The sequence below is a fragment of the Methanosarcina acetivorans C2A genome (assembly GCF_000007345.1).
GTDB lineage: Archaea > Halobacteriota > Methanosarcinia > Methanosarcinales > Methanosarcinaceae > Methanosarcina > Methanosarcina acetivorans.
In genome coordinates, this window is record NC_003552.1 from 2,189,832 (window position 1) to 2,212,435 (window position 22,604).

The following is a 22,604-nucleotide window of genomic DNA, read 5'->3' on the forward strand; positions in this document are numbered from 1 at the left end:
TCTGATTTAAAGCTTTGCCTGAAGAGCAAATTACCTGAAATCTGGAGGACCCTCAGTGTGAAAATCTTTATATATATTAGTGATTTAAATTAAACTGTTTGTTGTAATATTAATTGGGGGCTGCAGCAAACTTCATTTCGGAAATAATTGGCACTATTACGGTTATGTAATTTTCATATGTTGTATGTGATCTTCGTATACCGTATATAATTTCTATAGACTGTATTGGATTTTTCATACACTGTATGCAATTTTCACATCGGTAATTCTGGTTTTCAGTGAGGATGTTTATGAAAAAAGGAATTTTACATCGGGTCATAATTTTTCTCTTTATCTCAGCCGTCCTGACCGCCCAACCCGTGATGGCTGAAACGGAAGCTGGATGGGAAACAGAAGAAAACCTATCCATATCAGACATGCCGGAATCACTTGCAGATAGTATAAACTCTCTTTTCGAAGTAATAAATGTGGTTCTTGGTTCTTTTAACAATTTTTTACAGTGGGCAGTCGGATTACTGGATCTTGCGAGTTCCATGCTGGAATCTTTAGAACAGACCCTCGGGCTTGTTGATTCAAACACGGAATTGGCAAACTCAAGCGGGAATCTGGGCTATGTATTTGATTCGATAAACCAGAGTAAAGAAGAAATAAACATGAGCAAGCAAATGATAGTTTTTGAGATTGAGGCTGTAAACTCTACTCTTGAAGTCATCAATTCCGATCAGGAACCGATGGGTTCGAACCTTGGTCAGGTATTTGATTCGTTAAATAAGAGTAAAGAAGAAATAAACATGAGCAGGGAAATGGTAGGTTTTGATATTGGGGTGTGAACTGCCACTCAGTTAAAGACTGAGTGGCTTCTTGGTTCATCCACCCTCTATTGAGGGCAAGTCCCCAAGCTCTTCCCCACGTTCCGTGGGTGTTACAATCCAATTAGATTTTGATCTATGAGAGCGAATTTCTTGATATTTATAGCGGCATTTATGTCTCTATCATGTTTTGTTTTACAATCAGGGCAAGTCCATTCTCTGTCTTTTAACTGAAGCTCTTTATTGCGGTATCCACATACGCTACAGAGCTTAGAAGAAGGCTCAAACTGCCCTATTCTCAGGATAGTTTTTCCAAACAATTAAGTTTTGTATTCTAACTTTGTTACAAAGCTACTCCATGCAGAATCACTTATAGCCTGGGCTAAATGATGATTCTTAACCATACCTTTAACATTCAGAGTTTCCAGAGCTACAGCTTGGTTTTCGCTAACAAGTCTAAATGAGAGTTTGTTCTGGAAGTCACTCCTCTGATTCGTTATTTTGTCATGGAGTATAGCAAGCCTTTGTTTGGCTTTTGCCCTGTTCTTAGAACCTTTTTGTTTCCTTGACACTCTTTTTTGAAGAACTTTAAGCCTTTGAAGTGAATTTTTCAGGTATTTAGGATTCTCAATCTTTTCACCTGTGGAAAGGACAGCAAAATCTTTGATACCTACATCTATACCTACCGTAGTTGATTCTGAAAAAGATTGCTTTGCTGGAAGTTCTCTACCGTTTTCTACAAGGATATTGATGTAGTAATTCCCTTTACAAGACCTTGACACTGTGGCTGTTTTTAGTTCACCTTCAAACTTCCGGTGAAGAACTGCTTTAATCTCGCCAATCTTGGGAAGTTTTACAGTATTGTTTTCAAAGTTCACAAAGTAGTGCTGAGGTACAGGGAAAGATTGTACCGGATTCTTTTTTGATTTAAACTTAGGGAATCCGTTCTTTTCTCTGAAAAATCGAGTGAAGGAAGACTCAACCTGTTTAGTCATTCCCTGAAGGGATTGAGAATTGACCTCTCCTAACCATTCATTAGAAACCTTTAACGTAGGAATTAATTTGTTCAAGTCAAATCTGGAAATTGATTTCCCCGTTTGTTCGTAAGCTTTAATTTTTTGATCAAGTGCCCAATTGTAGACAAATCTACAGCTACCTATATGCTGATTTAATTGAACAGCTTGTGTAGTCGTAGGATAGAGTCTAAATTTGAACGCTTTCATCATACAAAGGTATTATATGTTTTAACAATTTATATAGTTTCTGGTAAATATAAAATAGAGGCAGGGAATCATACCAAATTTTTGTTAATGTATCATATTATCTTTGAGTCTATCCCAAAACTCAAAATTTGCTTTTTTGGATCTCTTAATTTAAGTAACCAACAAAGCTTCTGATTACGAAAGCAATCTTGAATTATTTTGATAATTGAGGTTTTACCATTTTTCTTTAAATTACTTCTTTTTTTAAAATAACAATAAAAAAGGATTATTTCATCGAAATATTATTTATTGGTCTTTAAAATACCATTTCAAATCAAATAATAAGGATTATACCTAATTAAACCTATTTTAAGGTACCAATCTAAAAATAAACCTTAATAAGGTATAATCCATGATAAAAATTGTTGGTAAGGGATATAAGTATTTTTTGCTTCAGTTGAGTGACTTTTTAGAGATTACAAAAACAATAGTTGTAAGCTTGAAGAGTGTTGAAGGCAGGAAAAAATATGAAAAGATATTTGGAAGAAAATTCGAAGACAAAAAGGACAATTCAAGAATTCTTACCGTTCACGTTAACCAGTCAACGCTTGCAAGCTTTATAGGTAATTTTTTTGAAAAAACGATATGTATCACCACTTTCAAGGACCATTTTCTTTTTAAAAATTCAAAATTTAAAATTATGTTCCTGAAGAGTGATAAAAAGAATAAGAAAAAAGCAGAAAACAGTAGACATTGTGTCATATCTGCGTATCAAAGAGTACTGTTTGATTTCTTTGAGGACATAATAAATGTCCTCAAACGGAAAATTAATGTCCCTTACAAGGTTAAACCTTTAATTGTGAAGAGTAAGGACTATATGGAGAATGTTCTTCCTCTGAGTCAAATACTCGCTTTTCAAAATCTTAAAAAATTTAGAGGATATTTGAGGAACATTTTTGAATTAAACCCTTCGCTTGGTTCTTATTTTAATGACATTCAGGTATCAATGGGGTATAAACCTCAACTTGAAGAATTATCTTTCAATAATATTTTCAAGCTAGAGTTATCAAGATGCAAACTTGGATATTCTAATCTTGAATCATTTATCAGAGATTACAACCAGAACCAAGCTCTAAGGAATGAATTAAAAATCAAAAGCGGAGAAAAGATTACTCTTTCTTCTTATCGACGAAACCTAAAAATGATTTATCCTTATCTGGACACATATGCAGAATTACTAATCCAAGAATGTAGAAATCTTAACCTTATTGGTGACAAAATCTGGATTTGGGATCGAAGATTTTTTGAGTGTAATTGCAGTGGTTTGAAAAATAAAGAGACTGGACAGCTTTCCGATCCAGATGCTGGACATTATGTCAAGAAAACAGGTAAATTTAGTGTATTATCAGGAACAGGATACACTGATACATGTATTGTTGATAGCTGGTGGGGTTTACCTGTTTATTGGGATGCAGTAAACGCTAGTAAAAATGACAACACCATATTTCAGGATACAATAAACCAATGTATGAAATCAGCAACAGAAAAACCGTTTTTTGTGGTCGCTGATGCAGGACCTGATAGTCATCTTTCCAATGAAACAGTAATTGAGAAAGGGGTTATTCCAGTCATAGCTGCAAGAGCGAATAGTGTTGGAAATATCTTGAAAACAGAAAAGGGGAACCACTTCAGAGCTCAATACGTCCCAAGAATTTATCATAAATTGCTTGGAAAATTGTACAATATAAGAACCACTGTTGAAAGGAAAAATTCAAACGATGTTGTTGGATACAATAGATCAAAAACACCAACCAGAGGAAGTGAATGGGCTAAAATCTATGTATCGATAAGCAATATTGCCGCATTACTTACGGCACTTACAGCTTTTAAAGTTGGAAGACATGATCTGATAAGAGCACCAGGAGCTTTTAGAAGGTTGAATATCTGAGCAAGTAAAAGCAATTTTTTTAAAAAAAAGGAAGTTTAGTGCTTTTAATTTGATTTTAAAGCATTAATAGTGAAATTGGCAAAGGCTCAATTGAGATTAAAACTGGGTTTTGGGATGAGCTCTTTGTTTGCAAATATCGAAAACAGATACTTGAACCGATTAGCGAAGAGCTTAAACAGATTGTCTTTGATATTTCAAAAGAATCAGATTTTGATATTCTTGAAATGGACACTGACAAAGACCATATACATTTCTTAATTAAGAGTGGACCCAGTTAGTGTTTTGTCAATAGTTAGAAAACTAAAACAAGAGTCCACTAACAGGTTATGCAAAACACAAAAAGAATATATGGAAAAGTATTGTTGGGGTGAAAATACGTGGCTCTTCGCTGTTTCGAGTGGGTAACTTACATTCATCTCCAAAATGTCGAAGCAGCATATCTAAAATTTAGAACCATTTATGGTTGAAAATCACATTCAAGATCGATGTTTCTCGTTTTGGCCTAGCTATTTTCTAACTGAGTAATTCTTTTGATGGTCAATTTGTATTTGATTGGTATTATATATTAAGAATTATATGTTTATATTATGGGGAAAAGAGGTCCTAAACCACAATTTACTGACGTTGCCTGCCCGAATAAAGGCTGCAAGCTCTACGGCCTTACTGGTCAAGGCAATGTTACTGGAAATGGAACTTACATCAGCCGTGGAGAAAAAACAAGGAGATATCGTTGCAATGAATGTGGCATAGCATTTTGCGACCATACAGGCACTTTCTATCATGATCTTCGCAAAGATGATAAAACAATCGATTTAGCTTTAAAAATGTCTATGAAAGGAATGAGCATTCAAGCCATTGCCGATGTTTTAGAGATACAACCTGCCAGTGTAAAGCGCTGGCTAGCCCGTGTAGCTGAACAATGCGATAAAGTAAATGATACTATGATGAAGAACGTGGATGTGTCAAAGGTAGAAATGGACGAACTATGGGTTATAATCCAAAAAAATAGTTCCAAGGATGAAAAATTATGAAGATGATGGGCCTTGGATGTGGGTAGCTTTTGTACCAGGTTGTAGGCTAATACTTGATTTTATAATAGGTCCAAGAAAACAGTATGTTGCAGACAAACTGGTCGAGTTAATCGATAAACATCTTTCAGATAAAATCCCTCTTTTTGTCACAGATGGGTTGAACTTTTATAGAGAAGCGCTTTTGAAACAATTTGGAGTTTTAAAAGAGTTTCCAAGAACTGGGAAAAGAGGAAGACCAAAGAAACCAAAAATAGTTCCCTCTGAGGATTTGAGGTATGCTCAGGTAGTCAAAACAAGAGTAAATGGAGTGCTTGAGAAAGTAGAGAAGAAGATCATTTTTGGAGAAGACATTGAACAAAGCGAAATCTCAACAACTTTACTGGAAAGACAAAACCTAACCTTCAGGCAGGATAACAACAGAGTGTCAAGGAAAACAATAGGGTTTTCAAAGGTGAAAGAATGGTTAGAATACCAAATGAAGCTCTATTGCACGCATTTTAACTTCTGTAGAGGGCATGGAGGATTAGGGTACAAAGATCAAAGAGGGGTTGAATGCAAAAATACACCTGCAAGAGAAGCAGGAATTGCGGATTCAAAATGGACTTTAAAGGAGCTGATGAAATTCAGGTGTTTTAAAACATCAATCGGATAAAGATGGACCATCGAAGGTTTGAGGTGATTCCATATTGATAAGTCGTTTGTACTCGTTTTTGAAATTGTTGATCCGCAAAATAAAGTAATCTTCTGAGATTTTGCCCATCATGACACGGTTTACAAAATATCCTGATTTTATAAAGACTCTCCTCTTGCTTATTGACGTGCTTTTTTAAGAGAAACAGAGATATTGGTGGTTCTGTATCAACCAGTTGATATTATTCAGATGCCTGAAACTAAGATCTTTTGTTTTTTGATTCTACTCCTTGCAGGGCTGAACTTTTCTCTTCTACAGCGCAAAAAAGGAACAGATGAATTTAGATCTTGACTTGGAGGACTTTGTTAAAACTCACAGATAAATATAAGCGTCTCCGCCAGCTTGTCTGGCGGCACTGCACAAAAGCAAAAGAAGAGATGAATGAAGAATGATACTGAAATTGATACGTTTTAGCCTGTTGTGCTTCTTTTAAACGCACAAACACCTTCAGCAGCTATTACTTGCTAACCTGTTGTTTTCATTCTTCTATCTATTTTTTGTTTTTTTGAGAAAGACTGCTCTCCTGCGTCTATTCACTTAATTATTGCTTTTAAGTTAGTCCGCTTGAGCGAAGCTCACTTCTTAACCACAAGTTAGTTCTCTTGAGTGAACCGACGCGGAGTGAAAAGAACGGTTAAGATTTTTAAACATATAAAAGAATTTAAATATGATAAAGGTAGTTGTAAAATATGATGACAAAGTTCAGGAAAAATTTGCTCTCAACTATCGGATGGTTTATTATCTGGCTTGTTGTAAGGGTGTATTTGAATATTTAAGCCCTTCAACCTCTTCCTCAACAAAAAAGAATACCGAAAAGCTCCGGAATACGTTTCTTCACTTGCTCTCTTTCCGTCTGCTCGCAGTAGAAGATAATTTTGAAACTCTACCGGAAGCCGGGCTTTCCGCTTTTCTCGGCATACTTCTCGTTTCCGGTGTGCTTTTTGCTTCCGGTGTTCTTCCTGCTCTTACCTTCGGTGCAGGAACTGAAGAAGCAGCAGCAACTTTTGCCTGATCCCTGGGCTCAGTTCTGGAGCCTGCTTGTTTCCAGTATTTCCGGCCTTCCGGACAGCGCCGGTTTACACAGAAATCAAGTTCCGGTTTTTCCTCTTCTTTTAGCCGGAACAGCTTCCAACCGCAGGTCTCACAGGTTTTATCAAGCAGGGTCAGTTTTCCGGTCTTCGGGACCGAATGCGTGTACCCACAGCGTTTCGTGCAGCCCAGGAAACGGCTGTCTTTAAAGGAGATCAGGAACATGCTCCCGTCACATTCTGGGCAGGGTCCCACTGTTTCGGGGGGGTAGCATTCCTTTTCAAGCTCACATTTAAAGCAGGGACCTATGCCGACAGCCCAGTTGTATTTATTGCCTACCTTCAGGACAGCTGCACCTCCCTTCTTGCATTCCTTACTCCGGAGCACCGTGAGAGCTCCGGTTTTCGGTAGAGGGAAAGAGTTTCTGCAGTCGGGATAGCCTGTGCAACCCACAAAACGCCCTGTGTCCGTCTGCACGATCCTGAGCACATGCCCGCAGGCCTTGCAGGTCCCGATATAGTTTTTCTTGTCTTCGAGGGCGGCTTCGTCTTTGATCGTGCCAGCAATGTTTGAGGTCAGTTCTTTTTTGTTTGCTTCAAGCTGGGCATACATCTCTTTTATCAGGGCCGTGCCCTCGGCAAGGGCAGCTTCGAACTCTTTTTTTCCATCCTCTACTTCCTGAATCAGGGCTTCGATTTTTGCACGGATGTCCGGTCTGACAAGGATCGGGACGGTAAGGGAAAGTCCGTCCATCAGAGTAAAGCCCGTGTCCAGGATCGAGACGGTCTTTCCCTTTGTCTCGAAATATCCGCGCTTTTTGTTTGTCTCGATATGGGTCGGTGCTGTTGCTTTTGTCCCTATCCCGTGCTTGTCCATAAGGGTCAGGAGCTCGGCTTCGGTCAGCTTCTTCGGAGGGCTGGTTTTGGACTTGGTATTGCTCAGCTTTTTTACATCCACTTTTTCTTTTTCCTCTACAAAGGGGAGAAGCTTATCTTTTTTGTTTTCAAAGGGATAGACTTCGAGCCAGCCCGCATCTTTAAGCACGGTCCCCGAGGAGTCAAAAGGCTCTTCCCGGACCTGCAGGTGAAGGTGAGTCTTTTCAAAAACTGCTGCAGGCATAAGGTTTGCCAGGAAATGTCTTGCAATAAGGTCATAGACCTCTGCCGCGTGCGGGATGGTTACTGCAGCGCTGATTTCTCCCTTTGCAGCCACCCGGATGGGGTGGATAGGAGGGTGGTCGTGCGCATCTTTGTCCCCGTTCTTCGGAACTATCGGGGCAGAGAGGATTGATTCGGCAAAGGGCTTATACTCTTTCTGTCTTGCAAAATCAAATAACAGGGTCTTGAAGTCGAAGTCGTCTGCATATTTGTTTGTCTCTGTCCTGGGGTAGCTTGTAAACCCTGCGAGGTAAAGCTGTTCGGCAACTTCAAGAGCAACTTCCGGGCTAATTCCCAGAAACTTTGAAGCCCTCTTGAGAAACTCCGTGGTGTTGAGCGGGTTCGGAGGGCTGGTCTTTGCTTCCTTTACCGTTTTCTTTACAACAAAGCCTTCTTTTGCTCCCTTTAATCTTTTGAAGATCTCCGCTGCCTTTTCTTTGTCGTGAATATTTCCTGCCCTGTGGGTGCCCTCGAAATCCCCGCCTTTTGCTCCGAAAATTGCAGTAATCTTCCAGAAGTCCTTTGCCTTAAAAGCCCGGATTGCCTTTTCCCTTTCGTAAACAAAACCGCAGGTAGGCGTCTGACAGGGACCGATTGAAAGGATATCTTTTGTCCTTGCCTTCTCCCGGACCGAAAGCGTAACAAAACGTGTGAAAGCCGCACCCATTTTCAGGTCAAGTATCTGTCTGGTTTCCGCAGCCATTGCCAGGTTATGATCTGGGTCTACGGGGCTTTCAAAAGCTTTTCTTACCTCTTTTGGGGACAGGGCTGAAAAGCGTGCCCTTGCAACAGGCACGTCAGTAACCTCTTCGGCAAGGGTCTTTGCCTCAAACCCTATGTTTTCCCCTTCCCTGTCATAGTCGCATGCAAGGATAATTTTGTCTGCCCTTTTTGCCAGTTTTTTTATTGCAGTTGCATACTCTGCCCTTGTCACGAACTTTTCAGGGTCAACCCCGAGCAGCGTACCCGGGTTAACCTCACTCCATTTGTTGTATTGTTCTGGAAAATCATAGTTCATGATGTGCCCGGATAACCCCATCACGAGCCATTCTTCCCCTTTCCATTTAAACTCATAAGCAGGCAGCCCTTCTACCGAGATTTTATCCACTTCCCCATCGCCCAGGATGCTCGCTATCTGGGCTGCTGCCTTATTCTTTTCTGCAAATGCGACAACTGTCATGGTGAAAAACCTGAACTCCTTGATACGGATAAAAACTGAAATGTGAAAAGATCTAAGCAGGCTGTCTCAAAACTAAAGTTAATTCTACAATTGTGTCAAATTTTTCTACTACAAGGTTAATTCATGTGTAAATTTCTCTAATTTAGGTGGTCTTGTTTTTAAATTCAACGTTGCTCATTATCCAATTGTAGAAATGGTTTGAGTTTTGAGACAGCCTGTAAGGGTTTCTTTTTTGCTTCCGTTCTTATTTTTCTTTCCCGGATTTTTTTCAGAATTATTCCCGGGTTCTTTCCTGAATATTTCCCAAGTCTCTTTCCTGGCATCTTTCTTGATGTCTTTACTTAATTCTTTCTTGATGCCGTTCTTACAGAGTTTGTCTGTACGCGCTCCTTAAACTCTGAATCGCATGGATCGTTAAGAACCATTGTACCGGATCTTTATAAATGCAATTCCTGCAAGCAGTTTTCTTGATTTTTATTTCTTGATTTTTACGGCAAATATGTATATACAAGTAATATGCACGTAATATATGCATCACAAGTGTGATGTGTTCGTAATGTACAAATCAAACACAATATTCACATTATATCTGTAAGGAACTACACATGATTTATATATTTCGCCATTTATAGATTATTGAGTGGCTTTCCGCAAAATGAAAAGTTATATATCAGTATACCGTTTGTTCTACTTTGCAACCCAGGCTCATAGAGCTTGATTAGTGCAATGATCGGTGTAGTGAAGAATCGGAATAGTGGATTGTTGAAATTAATCGTTGCAGTTGGTCGTTATAGTTAATCAATATTAGTTGATCGCTGCAGTTAATCACTGGTAATCCTTATAGCTGAATCGTTCTGTACAATTGATACATTCTTATACTTACCCATTCCCCCTCATCATACGGAGTAACAATGACGCTGATGGAAGACGCTAAAAAGGGAATCGTCACCCCCTCAATAGAAGCCGTGGCAAAAGCTGAAGGAATAGATGCCGAAACTGTCCGCTCCTGCGTGGCAAAGGGCCTGATAGCTATTCCGAAGAATAACAGGCGAGAAACCCTCCCTATCGGTATTGGCAAATACATGAGTACAAAGATCAACGCCAATGTCGGCACATCAAGGGACTGCATCGACATCGATGCCGAAGTAGAGAAAGCAAAAGCTGCAGAAGCCTTCGGGGCTCATGCGGTAATGGACCTCTCAACCGGTGGGGACCTGAATGAGATCCGGACCCGCATCCTTAAAGCCGTAAACATCCCTGTAGGCACCGTCCCGATCTACCAGGCTGCAGCGTCCCAGAAAGTTGTCGTGGAAATGACCTCGGACGATATGTTCAACGCTGTCCGGAAGCACGCCGAACAGGGTGTGGATTTTGTGACCGTGCATGCCGGGGTCAACTTAAATTCCCTCGAACGCCTGCGTCAGAGCGACCGGATCATGAACGTGGTCAGCCGCGGGGGTTCATTTACCCTTGCCTGGATGCTCCACAACGGGGAAGACAACCCATTCTATGCCGAATTTGACTATCTTCTTGAAATAGCAAAAGAATACGACATGACCCTCAGCCTTGGAGACGGCATGCGCCCTGGCTGTATTGCCGATGCTTCAGACCGCCCCAAGTTTATGGAGTTTATCACCCTCGGAGAGCTTGTAAAACGCTCAAGGGCAGCCAATGTCCAGACCTTTGTGGAAGGTCCCGGTCACGTGCCCTTAAATGAGATCGAGCTCAGCGTCCGAGGCATGAAAGAGCTCTGCGACGGAGCTCCCCTCTACCTCCTCGGCCCCCTGGTGACCGATATCGCTCCCGGCTTTGACCACATCACCGGAGCAATCGGAGGTGCAGTTGCCGGGATGTACGGCACGGACTTCCTCTGCATGGTAACCCCTTCCGAACACCTCGCCCTCCCCTCCCTCGAAGACATCAAAGAGGGCCTGTTCGTAACAAAGCTCGCAGCCCACACAATTGACCTCATAAAAGAAGGCCCGAGAGAACGTGCATGGAGGCAGGATACGGCCATGGCCTATGCCCGCAGGGACCTTGACTGGGAAAAGCAGTTCGAACTTGCAATCGATGGCGACCGGGCCCGCAAAATCCGGGACGCACGAAAGACGGAAAGCGACGCCTGTTCCATGTGCGGCGAACTCTGTGCAGTTAAGATCGTAAAAGAAGCTTTCGGGGAAAAGAAGGCAGAAGAGTGAAGCCAGAAGAGTAAAGCCAGAAGAGTAATTTTTTTATGTCCTCTTCTTTCGATTCTATTTCCTCTTTCAATTTGTTTTCTTCTTTCAATTCCTTTTTTATTCTCAAATGGATTGGCGGTTCTTTATTTATCGATTTGTATAATTCAGAGCACCCGGAGATGATACGTTCATTTTTCTCTTCTGCGTCCTACCAGGATCAAGCCGGTCTCCTGAGGTAAAAAATAACAGGTGAATTCAGGCTTGTATTAAGAGAATCTGAATACTATGAAAAAAAGTCTCCCTTACTCGAAAAACTTCTCAGTAACCCGAAAAACGGTATTTAATCCACAGATAAATATAAGCGCCTCCGCCAGCTTGTCTGGTGGCACTGCCCAAAAAAGAAAGAAATACATATTTGAGAGAGATCAGACAGAACTTCAATCTTTTTGATCTGTTTGATTCTCTCTTATTTACAGGCATCAGCAGTATTTTTTACTTTCCGAAATTTGTACTCTTTCTTCTTTCTTCTTTACCGTCTTTTTGGGACAGACCGCTCTCCTGCGTCTCTTACTTTACCATTGTTTTTAAGTTAGTCTTCTTGAGCGCAGCGAAAAGGACCGCGTACCCCCGAGGCGCAATTCGGGCGTTTAAGCGAATACACTTCGATCATGTGGTGCGGATGATATCTCAGCTTTGCCTCTCTGAGACCGCCTACTCCGAGGTCGCTTTCCCGGTTGATGTACTCCACCTCACTTACAAGAACCGCTGCAGTTTCCTCATTGATAGCCTTATAGATCCCTTCACAGTCCGGGAGACCTTTCTCAAAGTGGATGAGCGCCGTGTCCGTGTTGAGACGCTCATAGAGGGTAATGGCACCAATCTCGGAATCTACCCGGATCAGAAGGCCCTGCAGGGGAAGTTCGTTGAAATGTTCTACCGCATAGCGAGCAGCTCCGACCTCACTGGCAAGGACTAAATTTTTCCTGCATCCTTTCCATTCGGACCACTTTTTGAGGAATTTTATTACTTCTTTCAGGTTTCCGGGTGTTACCGGTTCAACCGTGCTCGAGCAGTTCTTCCGGAACCGGTTGAGGTGGCTGCGTATTTTCTGGTACTTCTTCCCCGGGAGTTCCGCAAGGTCGGATGCCCTGTACACATATTCGAAATTGTTCCGGTCCGGCATGAGCGCTAGTTCGGGATCGAGCTCCTGCAGCCACTGTGCAGTATCCGGATCAATGAGCTCAATGGGAGTTTCGTCGCTCACATCCAGCGCCAGTCGTATAAGCTCACGCATAAGTTCAGGGTTCCTGGGACCTATCGGCGGGTGGAACCTGGTAACTCCTTCGGTAGTGCACGAGATAATCACATTTCCATTTACGTATGCGTACCTGTACGGTGTAAAATGGTTCCAACAGACCATGTTCGTGAAGGTGTTGCTGCTATGGGTTTGCGGGAAAAACGCATAATGACTCTCGAAAAAGGCCCTGTCTGAAAGCATGACCGGCTTGAAATCTTCCAGGCTGAGCATCAAAAATCACCCTTAGAAACAGAGAAAGAATATTCTGAAACTGCAATGCGTGAATTTGCCGGTGTTTGCGTCTGTTCCCTCATTTTTAGTATTTCTCCGGTTTGAGTTCGAATTACGTTAAGGTTTAGAAAATAACTGGTAATTCGGAATGCTCTTCACTTTCCATTAATAGTGCCAGATATTTTCTTAATGCCAGATATTTTCTTAATGCCAGATCTTCTTTTAGTTCTGAACAGGATCTTCATCTGGCTTTAAATTTGTTTAAGTGGACTAAAAAGGTATAATCAGTAATTAACAGTTATTCAGGCATTAATAATATGTCCAGTCTTATGAAGTCCCATATGATAAAATTTTTTACTAAATAATTGTTCAGTCTTCAGGACTCATGCAGGGTAAGCTCACTTCCACAAAATGCATTAAACTTCTACAAAATACATTAAAATATGATCCTCAATCTAATAGTTTACACGTTTGAATACAGAAAATAAAGCATATGCAGCCTCTTAAGATTTTATGGGATTATATTAATTGATCAACTTAATAAAGGAATAAAAAAGGAATAAAAATGGCTGAAATTGAGACAAAAACCGGTTTGAATATCCGTACTGCGAAAAAAGAAGATGTTTCCCTTGTTCTTGAATTTGTCAAAAGCATTGCTGAGTTCGAAAAACTCTCTCATCTGGTCAAAGCCACCGAAAAGAGCCTGGCAGAGTCCATGTTTGGGGAAAAGGCCTATGCCGAGGTTTTCTTTGCCGAACTTGATGGGGTGCCTGCGGGCTTTACGGTCTTTTTCCACAACTTCTCCACCTTTGTAGGGAGGCAGGGGCTCTATATCGAAGACATTTTCGTGAAACCCGAATTCCGGGGAAAAGGAATTGGAAAAGCAATGTTCCTCCACTGCGTGAAGCTTGCAAAAGAGCGGAACTGTGGAAGGATGGAGTGGACAGTGCTCGACTGGAACCCTGCCAGAGAGTTCTATGAGTACTTCGGAGCAGGCCCTGTTGACGGCTGGCACATTTACAGGATGGGGTCGGACAAATTCGAAAGTGCGCTTGAAAAATAAGTTTGAGAGAGCCTGCACAGGCTCCTGTCCAACTCTTATCCTCTCCCACCCTGTTGACGCAGCTCTTAAAGGCCCTTTCCCGGATTAAGCATCCAGGGTTTATGTTGTGTCTTCCTGCCGGATAAAAGAGTGGTGTTCCAGGCGTTGAATTCTTTTTTCAAGGTTTTCTATTTGGTCCCGGATTTCTTCTCCTGCGGCTCCTTCGCCAGAAGCTGAAGTTTCAATCCTCTGACCGGTTTTTCCTGCAAGTTCCTGAATCGTCTCCATGTACTTTTCTGGCTTCATGACCGGGAAAGTTTCGAACCTGCAAAGCCCTATAAAGGGAAGGTTTGCAGCCGCGTAAACCTTTTCGTCATCAGCTTCATAAATCAAGAACATCCGGTAGCCTGCGAGGTCCATCCACTCATCGATTACTTTCAAACCCTGCGGGTACTCATAGTTCACGTAGCAACTCTTGACTTTTTCGGAGTCTTTCGGCTCCCAGGTGATGATGTCCATCAATAACATTGTACCTGATACCCCCAATATTAAAAATAGATCCAAATTCTGTTCTATTGAACTTGAATCGGATTCAAGAATACATTTCACAAAGTTAAGTGTTGTTTCTCTTCAAACGGGCATATACTTTCAGGAAGGAATTTTTCGAAAAATGGTTCAGAAAAAAGGTTCGGAAAAAAAGGTTCGGAAAAAAGGTTTGGAGAAAGACCTGAAACATGGCCTGGCCAGAAAAAATACATAATTAGCTGGTGAATTCCATCTTCCCTATCGAGAAGATAATTTTTTATGATACAGAGTTAATCATATTTTAAAGGACTTTTGGCACTCTGCCAACCTGTCTAAGGGGGAAATAGTATGCAAATAATTCCATTTTTTGTTAGAGGCATCGCACACAGTTCATATATTCTTGCAGGGAAGAAAAGCTGTGCGATCATTGACCCGCAAAGGGACGTAGAGATCTATATAAGAGAGGCAAAATCCAGGGGTCTGAAAATTACCCACATCCTGGAGACCCATCTGCACGCAGATTTTGTCTCCGGGCATATGGACCTTGCCGAACTTACGGGAGCGCCTATATACGCCCCTGAAGCTGCAAAATGTGAGTTTGAACATGTCGGGCTTGTTGAAGGGGATACGTTCGAAATCGAGGACATGACTGTAAAGGTACTGGAAACTCCGGGGCATACCCCTGAACATATAAGTTATGTGGTTTCGGATACTTCCAGAGGGCCTGACCCTACGGCTGTTTTTTGCGGGGACACCCTTTTTGTGGGAGATGTGGGCAGACCTGACCTCTTTCCAGGAAAAGCCAGAGAACTGGCTTCCACGCTTTATGACAGCCTGCACAAAAAATTGCTCTCCCTTCCTGATTCCTGCGAGGTCTATCCTGCGCATGGAGAAGGCTCTCTATGCGGGAGGGCTATGGGTGCCAAACGTTCGAGTACAATCGGATACGAACGCAAATACAATTATGCCCTTCAGATCCCTGATAGGGAGGGGTTCATAGAAAACCTGACAACCGATATGCCTCCTGCCCCCTACCATTTTAGCCGTTGCTCCGAAATCAACCGGAAAGGGCCCACAAAACTCAGAGAAATTCCGCCCCCGAAAGAGCTTCCTCCGGGGGAGTTTTTCAGGTTTGCCGGTAGGGACAACACAGAAGTTCTTGACAGCCGCCACTATGACAATTTCGGGGGAGAGCATGTCCCAGGCGCCTGGTGCATCGACCTCAGGAGTAATTTTGCTACCTACGCGGGCTGGCTCCTACCTCCCGAAAGGCAGATCCTACTCGTCTCGGATAGCGAGAAAGATGCAAGGGAATCTGCGGTCTGGCTGCACCGGGTTGGGCTTGACAGGATAGCCGGTTTTCTTAGCGGGGAAATGTTTGCCTGGGCAACTGCTGGATTAAGGGCTTCCCATGTGTCCCAGGTATCGATTCCTGAACTCTACGAATGGGTCCGAAGTAAAAACCCTCCTTTGATTCTGGATGTCAGGGCTTCTTCCGAGTATGAGAGCTTCCATATAGAGAATGCATTAAATATTCAGGTTCAGGACCTGAGGAAAAGGTACAGGGAACTTGACCCAGAAGCTGAGTATGCAGTAATTTGCAGCACGGGGCAAAGGTCAGGTATTGGGTGCAGCATTCTCAAGAAACACGGATTTTCCAGGGTGAATAACGCGGCAGGCGGAATGACCGGATACAATGCCGCAGGTTTCGGACCGGAATGTCCTATGTGCGCTCTTTCCTGGGCTGGAAAAGCAGGCAAGAAAGAGGTAGTGCCCATCCAGAAGGGGAAATGAAAAGAGGGTTATTTTCGTTATGAAGTTTTACTGAGGCAGTGGGTGCTGGCTCTTCTGGACCGGTTTCCCTTTTCTGCCAATTTCTCTTTCCACAAACCCCCCTTTTTCCAAATTCTCTTTCCACCAATTTTCCTTTTCTACTGATCCCCTTCTTACCAGTTTCCCGTTTTCATTTCCATTCTTTACCCCCCATTCTTTACCCCCATTCTTTACCTCACTCATGCAGCTTCGGCTTAAATGTAGAGGAATGGCATCAGCAAAGTCCCCCTACACCTCCCTCTATATATCCCTCTGCATCCCTCTATATAGGTTTTATTGAAAATTTTCAGATCGAAAAATTGGTAATGGAAATTTTTTCACTAATTTTAGGAGCATCCTTCCCGAAAAGTAGGCTGATAAAATGTGTATCGGGTAGAGAAAGTTTCAGTTTATTTCATTCCGGAAAGTTGCGATTTTTACCAGGTTTGATTTATGGAACATGAGATCCGCTTTTACCGGCTATGCAGAGGCAAGGGGGGGCTCTGTGAATTGATCCTATGCCTATGGTATCTTATGAAAACTTCCAGCGTGGCCCTTCAGTGTATCCAGTAATTTTTGAGGGCAGGGCAGCTGTTGAACTGTATCTCAAGTTAAAGAGTATGCTCCTGAAAATAGTAGATCATGGGTCAAGGTTTACAGAATGGTTTTAATAATTTCCCTCAATTGCGTTTATCCTCTTTTTCCTTCTCCGGGGAGGGGCACCGGATGGGTTGAGGATTCCCTGATTCCGAACACTTCAGGCCTGTTTTTATCTCCTTACCGGGATTTTCCTGTCACTTTTAGAGTTATGAGAGAGGGCTGAAAATGCAGAACACTGCCTAAAAATTAACGGGCCTGGCAGATAAATATTTATAATAAGTATAAGTACTTTATAATGAGTTAAAAACATAAAAGAACTTTATAGTGGGGGAAGACATAATGAAAATTAGAGTAGTTAGTTCCAGGGAAGAGATTTTTACACTTAACCCTAATGAGCGTGTTGTTCATCTGGCTTTCAGGCCTTCGAACAAAGACATTTTTGCACTGGTGGAAACCTGTCCGAAGATTGAGGTTATTCAGCTGCCTAAATCTTACAGGCGCACGGTTTCAAAGTCCATAGAAATGTTCCTTGAGATGCAGAGAATCCAGCTTATTGAGGGTGACGTCTGGGGACACAGGAAAGACATTAATGAATATTACAGTATCCCGTCCTCAGTGATTGAAAAGATCAGAGAACTGAAGATGGAAGGTACACCTGCTGAGAGAATCGAAGAAAAGGTTGCAAGGGAAAGCAAGCTGAACCCTGAAATGGTTGCTTACATCCTGACAAAGGAAGCTCCGGCCTGAAGTCTTGTCAGCATAGACTTTATCCTATATGGGATTTTCCTTATACTCTTCAATGCAGATAAGAAATGTTGAAAGGAATCTTTCAAACCCTTATTTGTTGTTACAATCTCCAGCTTAGAGCTTTGAGTTTAAGGGGCCTGAAGTTTCATGTCCTGAAAAATAATTAACATATATCTGGTAAAAGCTATCAGGGCAGATAACTTCAGGTAGACCCCATCAGTTTTTTCACTGTAAATATAGCTGTAAATATAGCTGTAAATAAACCAAATGTTCATTTCGCAAATGCTCATTTTTTATTTTTTTGTAAATCCTGCATGTCATAATATTTTATCAATATTGTGTAGTTTTTTCGAATTAAATTAGACCTATCAGGTCAGACTTATCAGATTTGAGCCTATCATGTCAAACCTGAACCTATAAAGTCAGAGTTATCGAGTTTGGATTTCCCAGATTAGACTTTTTGTCAGTGTTTACCTTCGGGTACCCGGGCTTATTAAGAGTACCTAGCTTATTAAAAGACTCTGCTTTTTGGATCGAAAGGGAGAGAAAACGTAATAACTTATATATTTTTGGCGACTGTAATCTTTTTAGTCTTATCTGCGATCTTTTGAACCTTATAAAAATACAGGAGACTGAAGGGTGAAACTGGAACTGATAGAGCTGATTTTTCTTTCCGATAAGCGAAAACAGTTATTGCTTTTTCTGAAAAGCGGGCCCAAAAATATGGATGAAATCACGGAAGCCCTTCAGGCAGCTTCCACTTCTATCCTCCCCCAGATAAAAAAATTAAAAGATATGTCCCTGGTCGTTCAGGTAGACAAGATCTACGCTCTTTCTCCTATAGGCAAGGTCCTCGTTGAAAAAATGCAGCCCTTGATCAGCACCGTAGAACTTTTTGAAGATAACTTTGATTACTGGTCGGAAAAAGACCTTCAGGGAATTCCATCTTCCTTCAGAAAGCGGCTTGGAGAACTTGGGAAATGTAAACTGATACAGCCTGACCTGGACCGCATGTTTGAACTTGACCCGGAAGTTGTGGAAAACCTTTCTAAGTCCAGCAGTGTTCTTGAAGCCATAGCCTACTTTAACCAGCCTCTGATCTCTCTCTGCCAGGAGCTTGCAAAAAAGGGAACAGAATTCACTTTTCTCTTGTCGGAGTCGGTGTTTGAACGGTACTCTACAGATTATACTGAAGACTTCAGACTTATGATGTCTCTAGATAACGTGAAATTTTACCGGTATTCGGGAGAAATGAAGATTGCAAATCTTGCTGTTAGTGAGAAGTTTTTCCTGATATCCCTTTTCCCAAAGAACCAGAGGCATTTTGACAGAGAGAACCTTGTAAGTTACGAACCCTCAGCCATTCAGCTGGGCACCGAACTATTCAACGAACTGCTTCTGGATTCAACGCTGGTTACCGAAATTCCTCAGAAATGAGTAAAACTGCCAGAAAAACTGGAGAAATCTCCCCAGGAAACGATCACAGAAGGCAGGAGTATAATAGGTTTCTACGAACAGAAGGCAGCTTACAGTAAAGAACTAAAACTCCTTATGATTACAGGGCTGCTCCTTATCCTGGAATTTTACATCTTTTCCTTGATCGGGCTTTTCGGTTTTGGGATCGATCCTGAAGAAAGGTACATTCTGCCACTTATCCTTCTCATTTACCTTGCTGCAATGTGGAGCTTTTTTGGCATGCGATTCCTGATAAGTTCCGACAGCGTGGTTGCGGTTTTTCCACCTTTCAGGTACAGAATTCCCTTTTCCGAGATCATCTCGGTGGAGATTACGAAAAAATTCCCCTGGTATACGGGATGGGGCGTCAGAATCTGGGGCCGCAGGCTAATTTTTGCGGGAAAGCACGCAAAAGCTGTGGCAATCAGAAAAGATAGGGGCTTTTTCAGGACTGTTATCCTGGTTTCCGAAAATCCTGATGAATTCAGGAAACGAGTGGAAATGGCCCTGAAATAATTCAGGCCACTCATTTTTTGACAGCCCTGGATAGGTTATTTTTGAAATTCAAAAGTCTTCATTTTTAACAGGGCTTTCTTTTAAGTCAAGCTTTCCTTTGTGCCCAGTCTGTTTCCTCTTTTCGGAGTAAAGTTTAGTTCGTCACTCCAGTCAGGTTACCATTTTATTCTCATTTATTGCTGCCTTTACTTTCTTGAGGCTTTTATTTTATTGCTGCCTTTACTTTCCGAGGTTTTTTATTTTGTTGCTGCCTTACCTTAGGTTACATTTACTTTAGCTACCTTACCTTATTGCGCCTTTAATTCAGCTACCTTTATTTTATTGCTGCTTTTTACTCTGCCTTTGTGCCTTTGTGCTTTACTTTTTCTGCAATGTCAATGCCCAGCCGTTTGCATTCCTGCAGATCCTTGTCAGTGGGTTTATGTAGGATCCGGAGTACGGGATCCATCACAGTCATTCCCATTTCCCGCATCTTTTCAGCTATAAGTATTGGAGCTTCTCCGCTCCACCCGTAAGACCCGAAAGCAGCTCCTATCTTCCCCTGTGGGTTTGAGGCAACAAGGGTTTCGTCCATGAATTTTTCCATGGGCAGCAACATTTTGTAGTAAAAAGTCGAAGAACCGACGGCAATTGCTTCGGCTTCTTTGAGTTCGTCGAGTTTCACATCATAGAAACTGATGACTTGTACATCCACATTCTTTGATTCAATCCCATTTCCTATAGCCTCAGCCATAGCTTTTGTATTCCCTGAGGTACTGAGATAGACTACTATTGCTTTCAACCTGTATCCCCCTCTAGCGATCTAATGTATGATTAATGCAAACCCCGGAAAAAGGAGAGCAAAAACCGGCAGTTGCGTATCTAAAGCTCAGGGCTTGAAGGCATACCCTGGAGCTTTCTCTCCCCAATTCAGCAATAGTTATAAAAATTATTTTAAATAAGGATTTCGTCTCCCGGATATAGCTCAAGCTCCAGGCAGCTGCCCTTATCTAAGGTCTGCCTCTATGCGAATGGGGGCTATATAGTTCACTACCTGAAGGGCAATGCTTTCCAGGAAATTGCGGACGTTCTGGGGAATCCTGTCCACAGTATGGGATGCAAAGTTCAGGCTGCCTATTATCTCACCCCTGTGCTTCATGGGGATGACGGCAACGGCAGTGATCCTTTCAGTTTTTAACAGTTCTGCCATTTCTTCAGCATAAAAATCCAGTTTGTAAATGGGTTTCTCAATCCAGACCTGTTTTGCTTCAGGAGAGTCAGCCCTGTATGTAGAAACCCTTTTCACAAATTCGGAGGAAAGCCCCCTGTGCGCCACCAGGTTAATCTGCTCCAGGAGCTCGTCTTTTAAGTATATGCCTCCGGCATCAATCTCTTCTATGTGCAGGCAGGCATCAAGGATATGAGAAAGCATGGTCTTAAGACTCATGGTGCTGCTCAGAGACTTCCCGAGTTCCCGTTGAATATCGAGCATTTCCTGCGCTTCCTTTCTCTCGGTAACATCAACAACTATTCCCTGAAAGTGGACCGGGACGGCTTCGCTATCACGCTGGATATACGTCCTCTCCTCAACCCAGCGGATTTCACCATCCCCTGTTAAGATCCGGTATTCCATCTCAAAAAAGTCAAAGCCCTCCCGAATTGCGCGTTCAAGGCTTTCGGAAACCGAATTGATGTCCTCTTTATGAATTATATCCCCGTAAAGAAGTCTACCCGAAGTGAAATCTGCTACGGTGTATCCGAACTGTGTAATATTTTCCGAAACGAACTCTACAGGCCAGTTTTCCATGTTTTTCCACAGGAAAGCTACTGCTGAGCTGTTATTGATTATAGTTTTCAGCATTTTCTGCATTTTGAGGGATTTTCTCAGGGCTTCTTCGATTTTTTTCCGCGGGGTTATATCCAGCACTATCCCCTGAAAGCCGATCACTTTCCCATCCCTCTCTCTCTGGATAAAGGTTCTTTCGTTAACCCAGCGCAGGTCTCCAGCTTTTGTAAAAATCCTGTATTCCGAATTGAAGCTTACCTCGCCTTTCTGGATCCGTCGATCAAGTTCTTTTTCAACCCTTTTCAGGTCATCGGGATGCATTGTCTTCCCGTACAGGACTTTCTGCGAAATAAAATCCTCAACCGTATATCCAAATTGTACCACATTATCCGAGACAAAAACTGCGGGCCAGTATTTTTCATCCCTCCAAAGAAAGGCAACTGCCGGGCTGTTGTTGATTACCGTGGTCAGCACTTTCTGCATCTTAAGAACTTTTTCCAGTTCTTCTTCGCTCTGCTTCCGTTCGGTGATGTCAAGCACCACTCCCTGAAAGTGAGTTACCGCTCCCTCCGGGTCTCTCTGGATGAAGGTCCTCTCGTTTACCCAGCGCATTTCCCCGGCTTTTGTAAAAATCCTGTATTCCATATTAAAATCTGGAGCTCCACTCTGTATTCTTTTTTCAAGCTCCTCCTCAACTTTTGCAAGGTCATCAGGATGTATAATATCCCCGTACAGTATCCTTCCCGAGATGAAATCTTCTACCGTGTATCCAAAGTTCACCACGTTTTCCGAAACAAATTCTGCAGGCCATTTTTTTTCGTTTTTCCAGAGAAATACAACTACCTGACTGTTATTGATTATAGTTTTCAGGGCTTCTTCCCTTTCCAGAGCTGCATGGAGGGCTTTTCCCCTTTCACCGTCCTCAGCATCTGCTACGTGAGGAGAGATGTTTAGTTCGCCTCTGCTTTCTGAAGTCTCACTGTCCATTTTCTTCCAACCGCCTGCACAGGAATTTTTACTAATCTCTTCCTGGATAGTACCTGTAAACTGCAGATCCGCCTGAGGGTACGCCAGATCACAAAATTGCCTGTCTCCGCTTGTATGCGAATTTACAAGTCCGTATATTTGCTATCAGCATGTTTGCCTGTAGTTTTACGTTCGATTTTAGTTATATAATTGCATTTTTATCAAATATCAGTTTTTTTGATCCCAGGATCTCTTTTTCCAGTTTAACGGCGCCGGGCGAAGGCGAAAAGTATTTATATATAAATTATAACGCTTTCCAAAAGCCGTTTATGCCTCCTGTATTCATTTTTGCAGCATAATGGAAATCTATATATACTACTTTAAAGGTAATAAGATTCCGTATTCCGTATTTGTGATACGGGCC

At 42.1% G+C, this 22,604-nt stretch carries 15 protein-coding genes and 2 pseudogenes; 10 read left to right on the forward strand and 7 right to left on the reverse strand.

Going from position 1 to position 22,604, the window contains the following annotated elements:
- Window positions 1–290 precede the first annotated feature (290 nt).
- A complete protein-coding gene (locus MA_RS09275) occupies window positions 291–830 on the forward strand; it encodes a hypothetical protein (RefSeq protein ID WP_048065215.1) in 540 nt (179 codons plus the stop codon).
- A 92-nt stretch (window positions 831–922) separates the two neighbouring features.
- On the opposite strand, the pseudogene tnpB reads toward MA_RS09275, so the two are convergent.
- A pseudogene (gene tnpB, locus MA_RS09280) lies at window positions 923–2,035 on the reverse strand (IS200/IS605 family element RNA-guided endonuclease TnpB).
- A gap of 388 nt (window positions 2,036–2,423) precedes the next feature.
- Here tnpB and MA_RS09285 point away from each other — a divergent pair.
- The 3 genes and pseudogenes from MA_RS09285 to MA_RS25385 all read left to right on the forward strand — a co-directional run bounded on the left by MA_RS09285 (window position 2,424) and on the right by MA_RS25385 (window position 5,642).
- Window positions 2,424–3,959 carry a transposase gene (locus MA_RS09285; protein ID WP_011021790.1) on the forward strand — a complete coding sequence of 512 codons (1,536 nt, stop codon included), beginning with the start codon at window positions 2,424–2,426 and terminating at the stop codon, window positions 3,957–3,959.
- A gap of 74 nt (window positions 3,960–4,033) precedes the next feature.
- Window positions 4,034–4,337: pseudogene (tnpA, locus tag MA_RS25380) on the forward strand (IS200/IS605 family transposase); the annotation flags it as partial.
- 209 nt (window positions 4,338–4,546) lie between these two features.
- Window positions 4,547–5,642 (forward strand): IS1 family transposase gene (locus MA_RS25385; protein ID WP_085984840.1). Its coding sequence is split into 2 segments (ribosomal slippage): window positions 4,547–4,959 and window positions 4,958–5,642, totalling 1,098 coding nucleotides; the frame shifts between segments, so codons are not numbered across the junction.
- A gap of 873 nt (window positions 5,643–6,515) precedes the next feature.
- Here the strand turns inward: MA_RS25385 and MA_RS09300 are convergent.
- Window positions 6,516–9,047 (reverse strand): DNA topoisomerase I, encoded by a 2,532-nt coding sequence (locus tag MA_RS09300; RefSeq protein ID WP_011021792.1) that lies wholly within the window; start codon window positions 9,045–9,047, stop codon window positions 6,516–6,518.
- A 911-nt stretch (window positions 9,048–9,958) separates the two neighbouring features.
- Here MA_RS09300 and thiC point away from each other — a divergent pair.
- Window positions 9,959–11,245: a phosphomethylpyrimidine synthase ThiC gene (gene thiC, locus MA_RS09305; RefSeq protein WP_011021793.1), complete on the forward strand. Its 1,287-nt coding sequence runs from the start codon at window positions 9,959–9,961 to the stop codon at window positions 11,243–11,245.
- Window positions 11,246–11,813: 568 nt separating this feature from the next.
- On the opposite strand, the gene MA_RS09310 is transcribed toward thiC, so the two are convergent.
- Window positions 11,814–12,752 (reverse strand): DUF2156 domain-containing protein, encoded by a 939-nt coding sequence (locus tag MA_RS09310; protein WP_048065217.1) that lies wholly within the window; start codon window positions 12,750–12,752, stop codon window positions 11,814–11,816.
- A gap of 565 nt (window positions 12,753–13,317) precedes the next feature.
- Here MA_RS09310 and MA_RS09315 point away from each other — a divergent pair.
- On the forward strand, window positions 13,318–13,815 hold the full coding sequence (locus tag MA_RS09315; RefSeq protein ID WP_011021795.1) for a GNAT family N-acetyltransferase: 498 nt from the start codon (window positions 13,318–13,320) through the stop codon (window positions 13,813–13,815).
- A 99-nt stretch (window positions 13,816–13,914) separates the two neighbouring features.
- Here the strand turns inward: MA_RS09315 and MA_RS09320 are convergent, their stop codons facing one another.
- Window positions 13,915–14,322 carry a DUF3303 domain-containing protein gene (locus MA_RS09320; RefSeq protein ID WP_011021796.1) on the reverse strand — a complete coding sequence of 136 codons (408 nt, stop codon included), beginning with the start codon at window positions 14,320–14,322 and terminating at the stop codon, window positions 13,915–13,917.
- A 345-nt stretch (window positions 14,323–14,667) separates the two neighbouring features.
- On the opposite strand from MA_RS09320, the gene MA_RS09330 reads away from it, so the two are divergent.
- Entirely contained in the window at window positions 14,668–16,113 is a 1,446-nt protein-coding gene (locus tag MA_RS09330; protein ID WP_011021797.1) for an MBL fold metallo-hydrolase, read from the forward strand.
- 27 nt (window positions 16,114–16,140) lie between these two features.
- Here the strand turns inward: MA_RS09330 and MA_RS09335 are convergent, their stop codons facing one another.
- Window positions 16,141–16,335 (reverse strand): hypothetical protein, encoded by a 195-nt coding sequence (locus MA_RS09335; RefSeq protein WP_048065219.1) that lies wholly within the window; start codon window positions 16,333–16,335, stop codon window positions 16,141–16,143.
- A gap of 735 nt (window positions 16,336–17,070) precedes the next feature.
- On the opposite strand from MA_RS09335, the gene MA_RS09340 reads away from it, so the two are divergent.
- The 3 genes from MA_RS09340 (at window position 17,071) to MA_RS09350 (ending at window position 19,449) form a co-directional block, all read left to right on the forward strand.
- Complete coding sequence (locus MA_RS09340) at window positions 17,071–17,478, forward strand: DUF1699 family protein (RefSeq protein ID WP_048065220.1); 408 nt, start codon at window positions 17,071–17,073, stop codon at window positions 17,476–17,478.
- Between the two features lie 639 nt (window positions 17,479–18,117).
- Window positions 18,118–18,915, forward strand: a complete 798-nt coding sequence (locus MA_RS09345; RefSeq protein WP_011021800.1) for a helix-turn-helix transcriptional regulator — start codon at window positions 18,118–18,120, stop codon at window positions 18,913–18,915.
- Window positions 18,916–19,029: 114 nt separating this feature from the next.
- Window positions 19,030–19,449, forward strand: a complete 420-nt coding sequence (locus MA_RS09350) for a hypothetical protein (RefSeq protein ID WP_011021801.1) — start codon at window positions 19,030–19,032, stop codon at window positions 19,447–19,449.
- Between the two features lie 331 nt (window positions 19,450–19,780).
- Here MA_RS09350 and MA_RS09355 read toward each other — a convergent pair whose 3' ends face one another.
- A complete protein-coding gene (locus MA_RS09355) occupies window positions 19,781–20,230 on the reverse strand; it encodes a flavodoxin domain-containing protein (RefSeq protein WP_011021802.1) in 450 nt (149 codons plus the stop codon).
- Window positions 20,231–20,434: 204 nt separating this feature from the next.
- Window positions 20,435–22,201 (reverse strand): PAS domain-containing protein, encoded by a 1,767-nt coding sequence (locus MA_RS09360; RefSeq protein ID WP_011021803.1) that lies wholly within the window; start codon window positions 22,199–22,201, stop codon window positions 20,435–20,437.
- Window positions 22,202–22,604: the final 403 nt, after the last annotated feature.

Excerpts from the sequence above, each read along its gene's own strand:
- MA_RS09315 (WP_011021795.1), top strand. The coding sequence starts at position 13,318 with ATGGCTGAAATTGAGACAAAAACCGGTTTGAATATCCGTACTGCGAAA.
- MA_RS09320 (WP_011021796.1), bottom strand. The coding sequence starts at position 14,322 with ATGTTATTGATGGACATCATCACCTGGGAGCCGAAAGACTCCGAAAAA.
- MA_RS09330 (WP_011021797.1), top strand. The coding sequence starts at position 14,668 with ATGCAAATAATTCCATTTTTTGTTAGAGGCATCGCACACAGTTCATAT.
- MA_RS09335 (WP_048065219.1), bottom strand. The coding sequence starts at position 16,335 with ATGAGTGAGGTAAAGAATGGGGGTAAAGAATGGGGGGTAAAGAATGGA.
- MA_RS09285 (WP_011021790.1), top strand. The coding sequence starts at position 2,424 with ATGATAAAAATTGTTGGTAAGGGATATAAGTATTTTTTGCTTCAGTTG.
- MA_RS09360 (WP_011021803.1), bottom strand. The coding sequence starts at position 22,201 with ATGGACAGTGAGACTTCAGAAAGCAGAGGCGAACTAAACATCTCTCCT.
- MA_RS09275 (WP_048065215.1), top strand. The coding sequence starts at position 291 with ATGAAAAAAGGAATTTTACATCGGGTCATAATTTTTCTCTTTATCTCA.
- MA_RS09340 (WP_048065220.1), top strand. The coding sequence starts at position 17,071 with ATGAAAATTAGAGTAGTTAGTTCCAGGGAAGAGATTTTTACACTTAAC.
- MA_RS09300 (WP_011021792.1), bottom strand. The coding sequence starts at position 9,047 with ATGACAGTTGTCGCATTTGCAGAAAAGAATAAGGCAGCAGCCCAGATA.
- MA_RS09310 (WP_048065217.1), bottom strand. The coding sequence starts at position 12,752 with ATGCTCAGCCTGGAAGATTTCAAGCCGGTCATGCTTTCAGACAGGGCC.
- MA_RS09350 (WP_011021801.1), top strand. The coding sequence starts at position 19,030 with ATGATTACAGGGCTGCTCCTTATCCTGGAATTTTACATCTTTTCCTTG.
- thiC (WP_011021793.1), top strand. The coding sequence starts at position 9,959 with ATGACGCTGATGGAAGACGCTAAAAAGGGAATCGTCACCCCCTCAATA.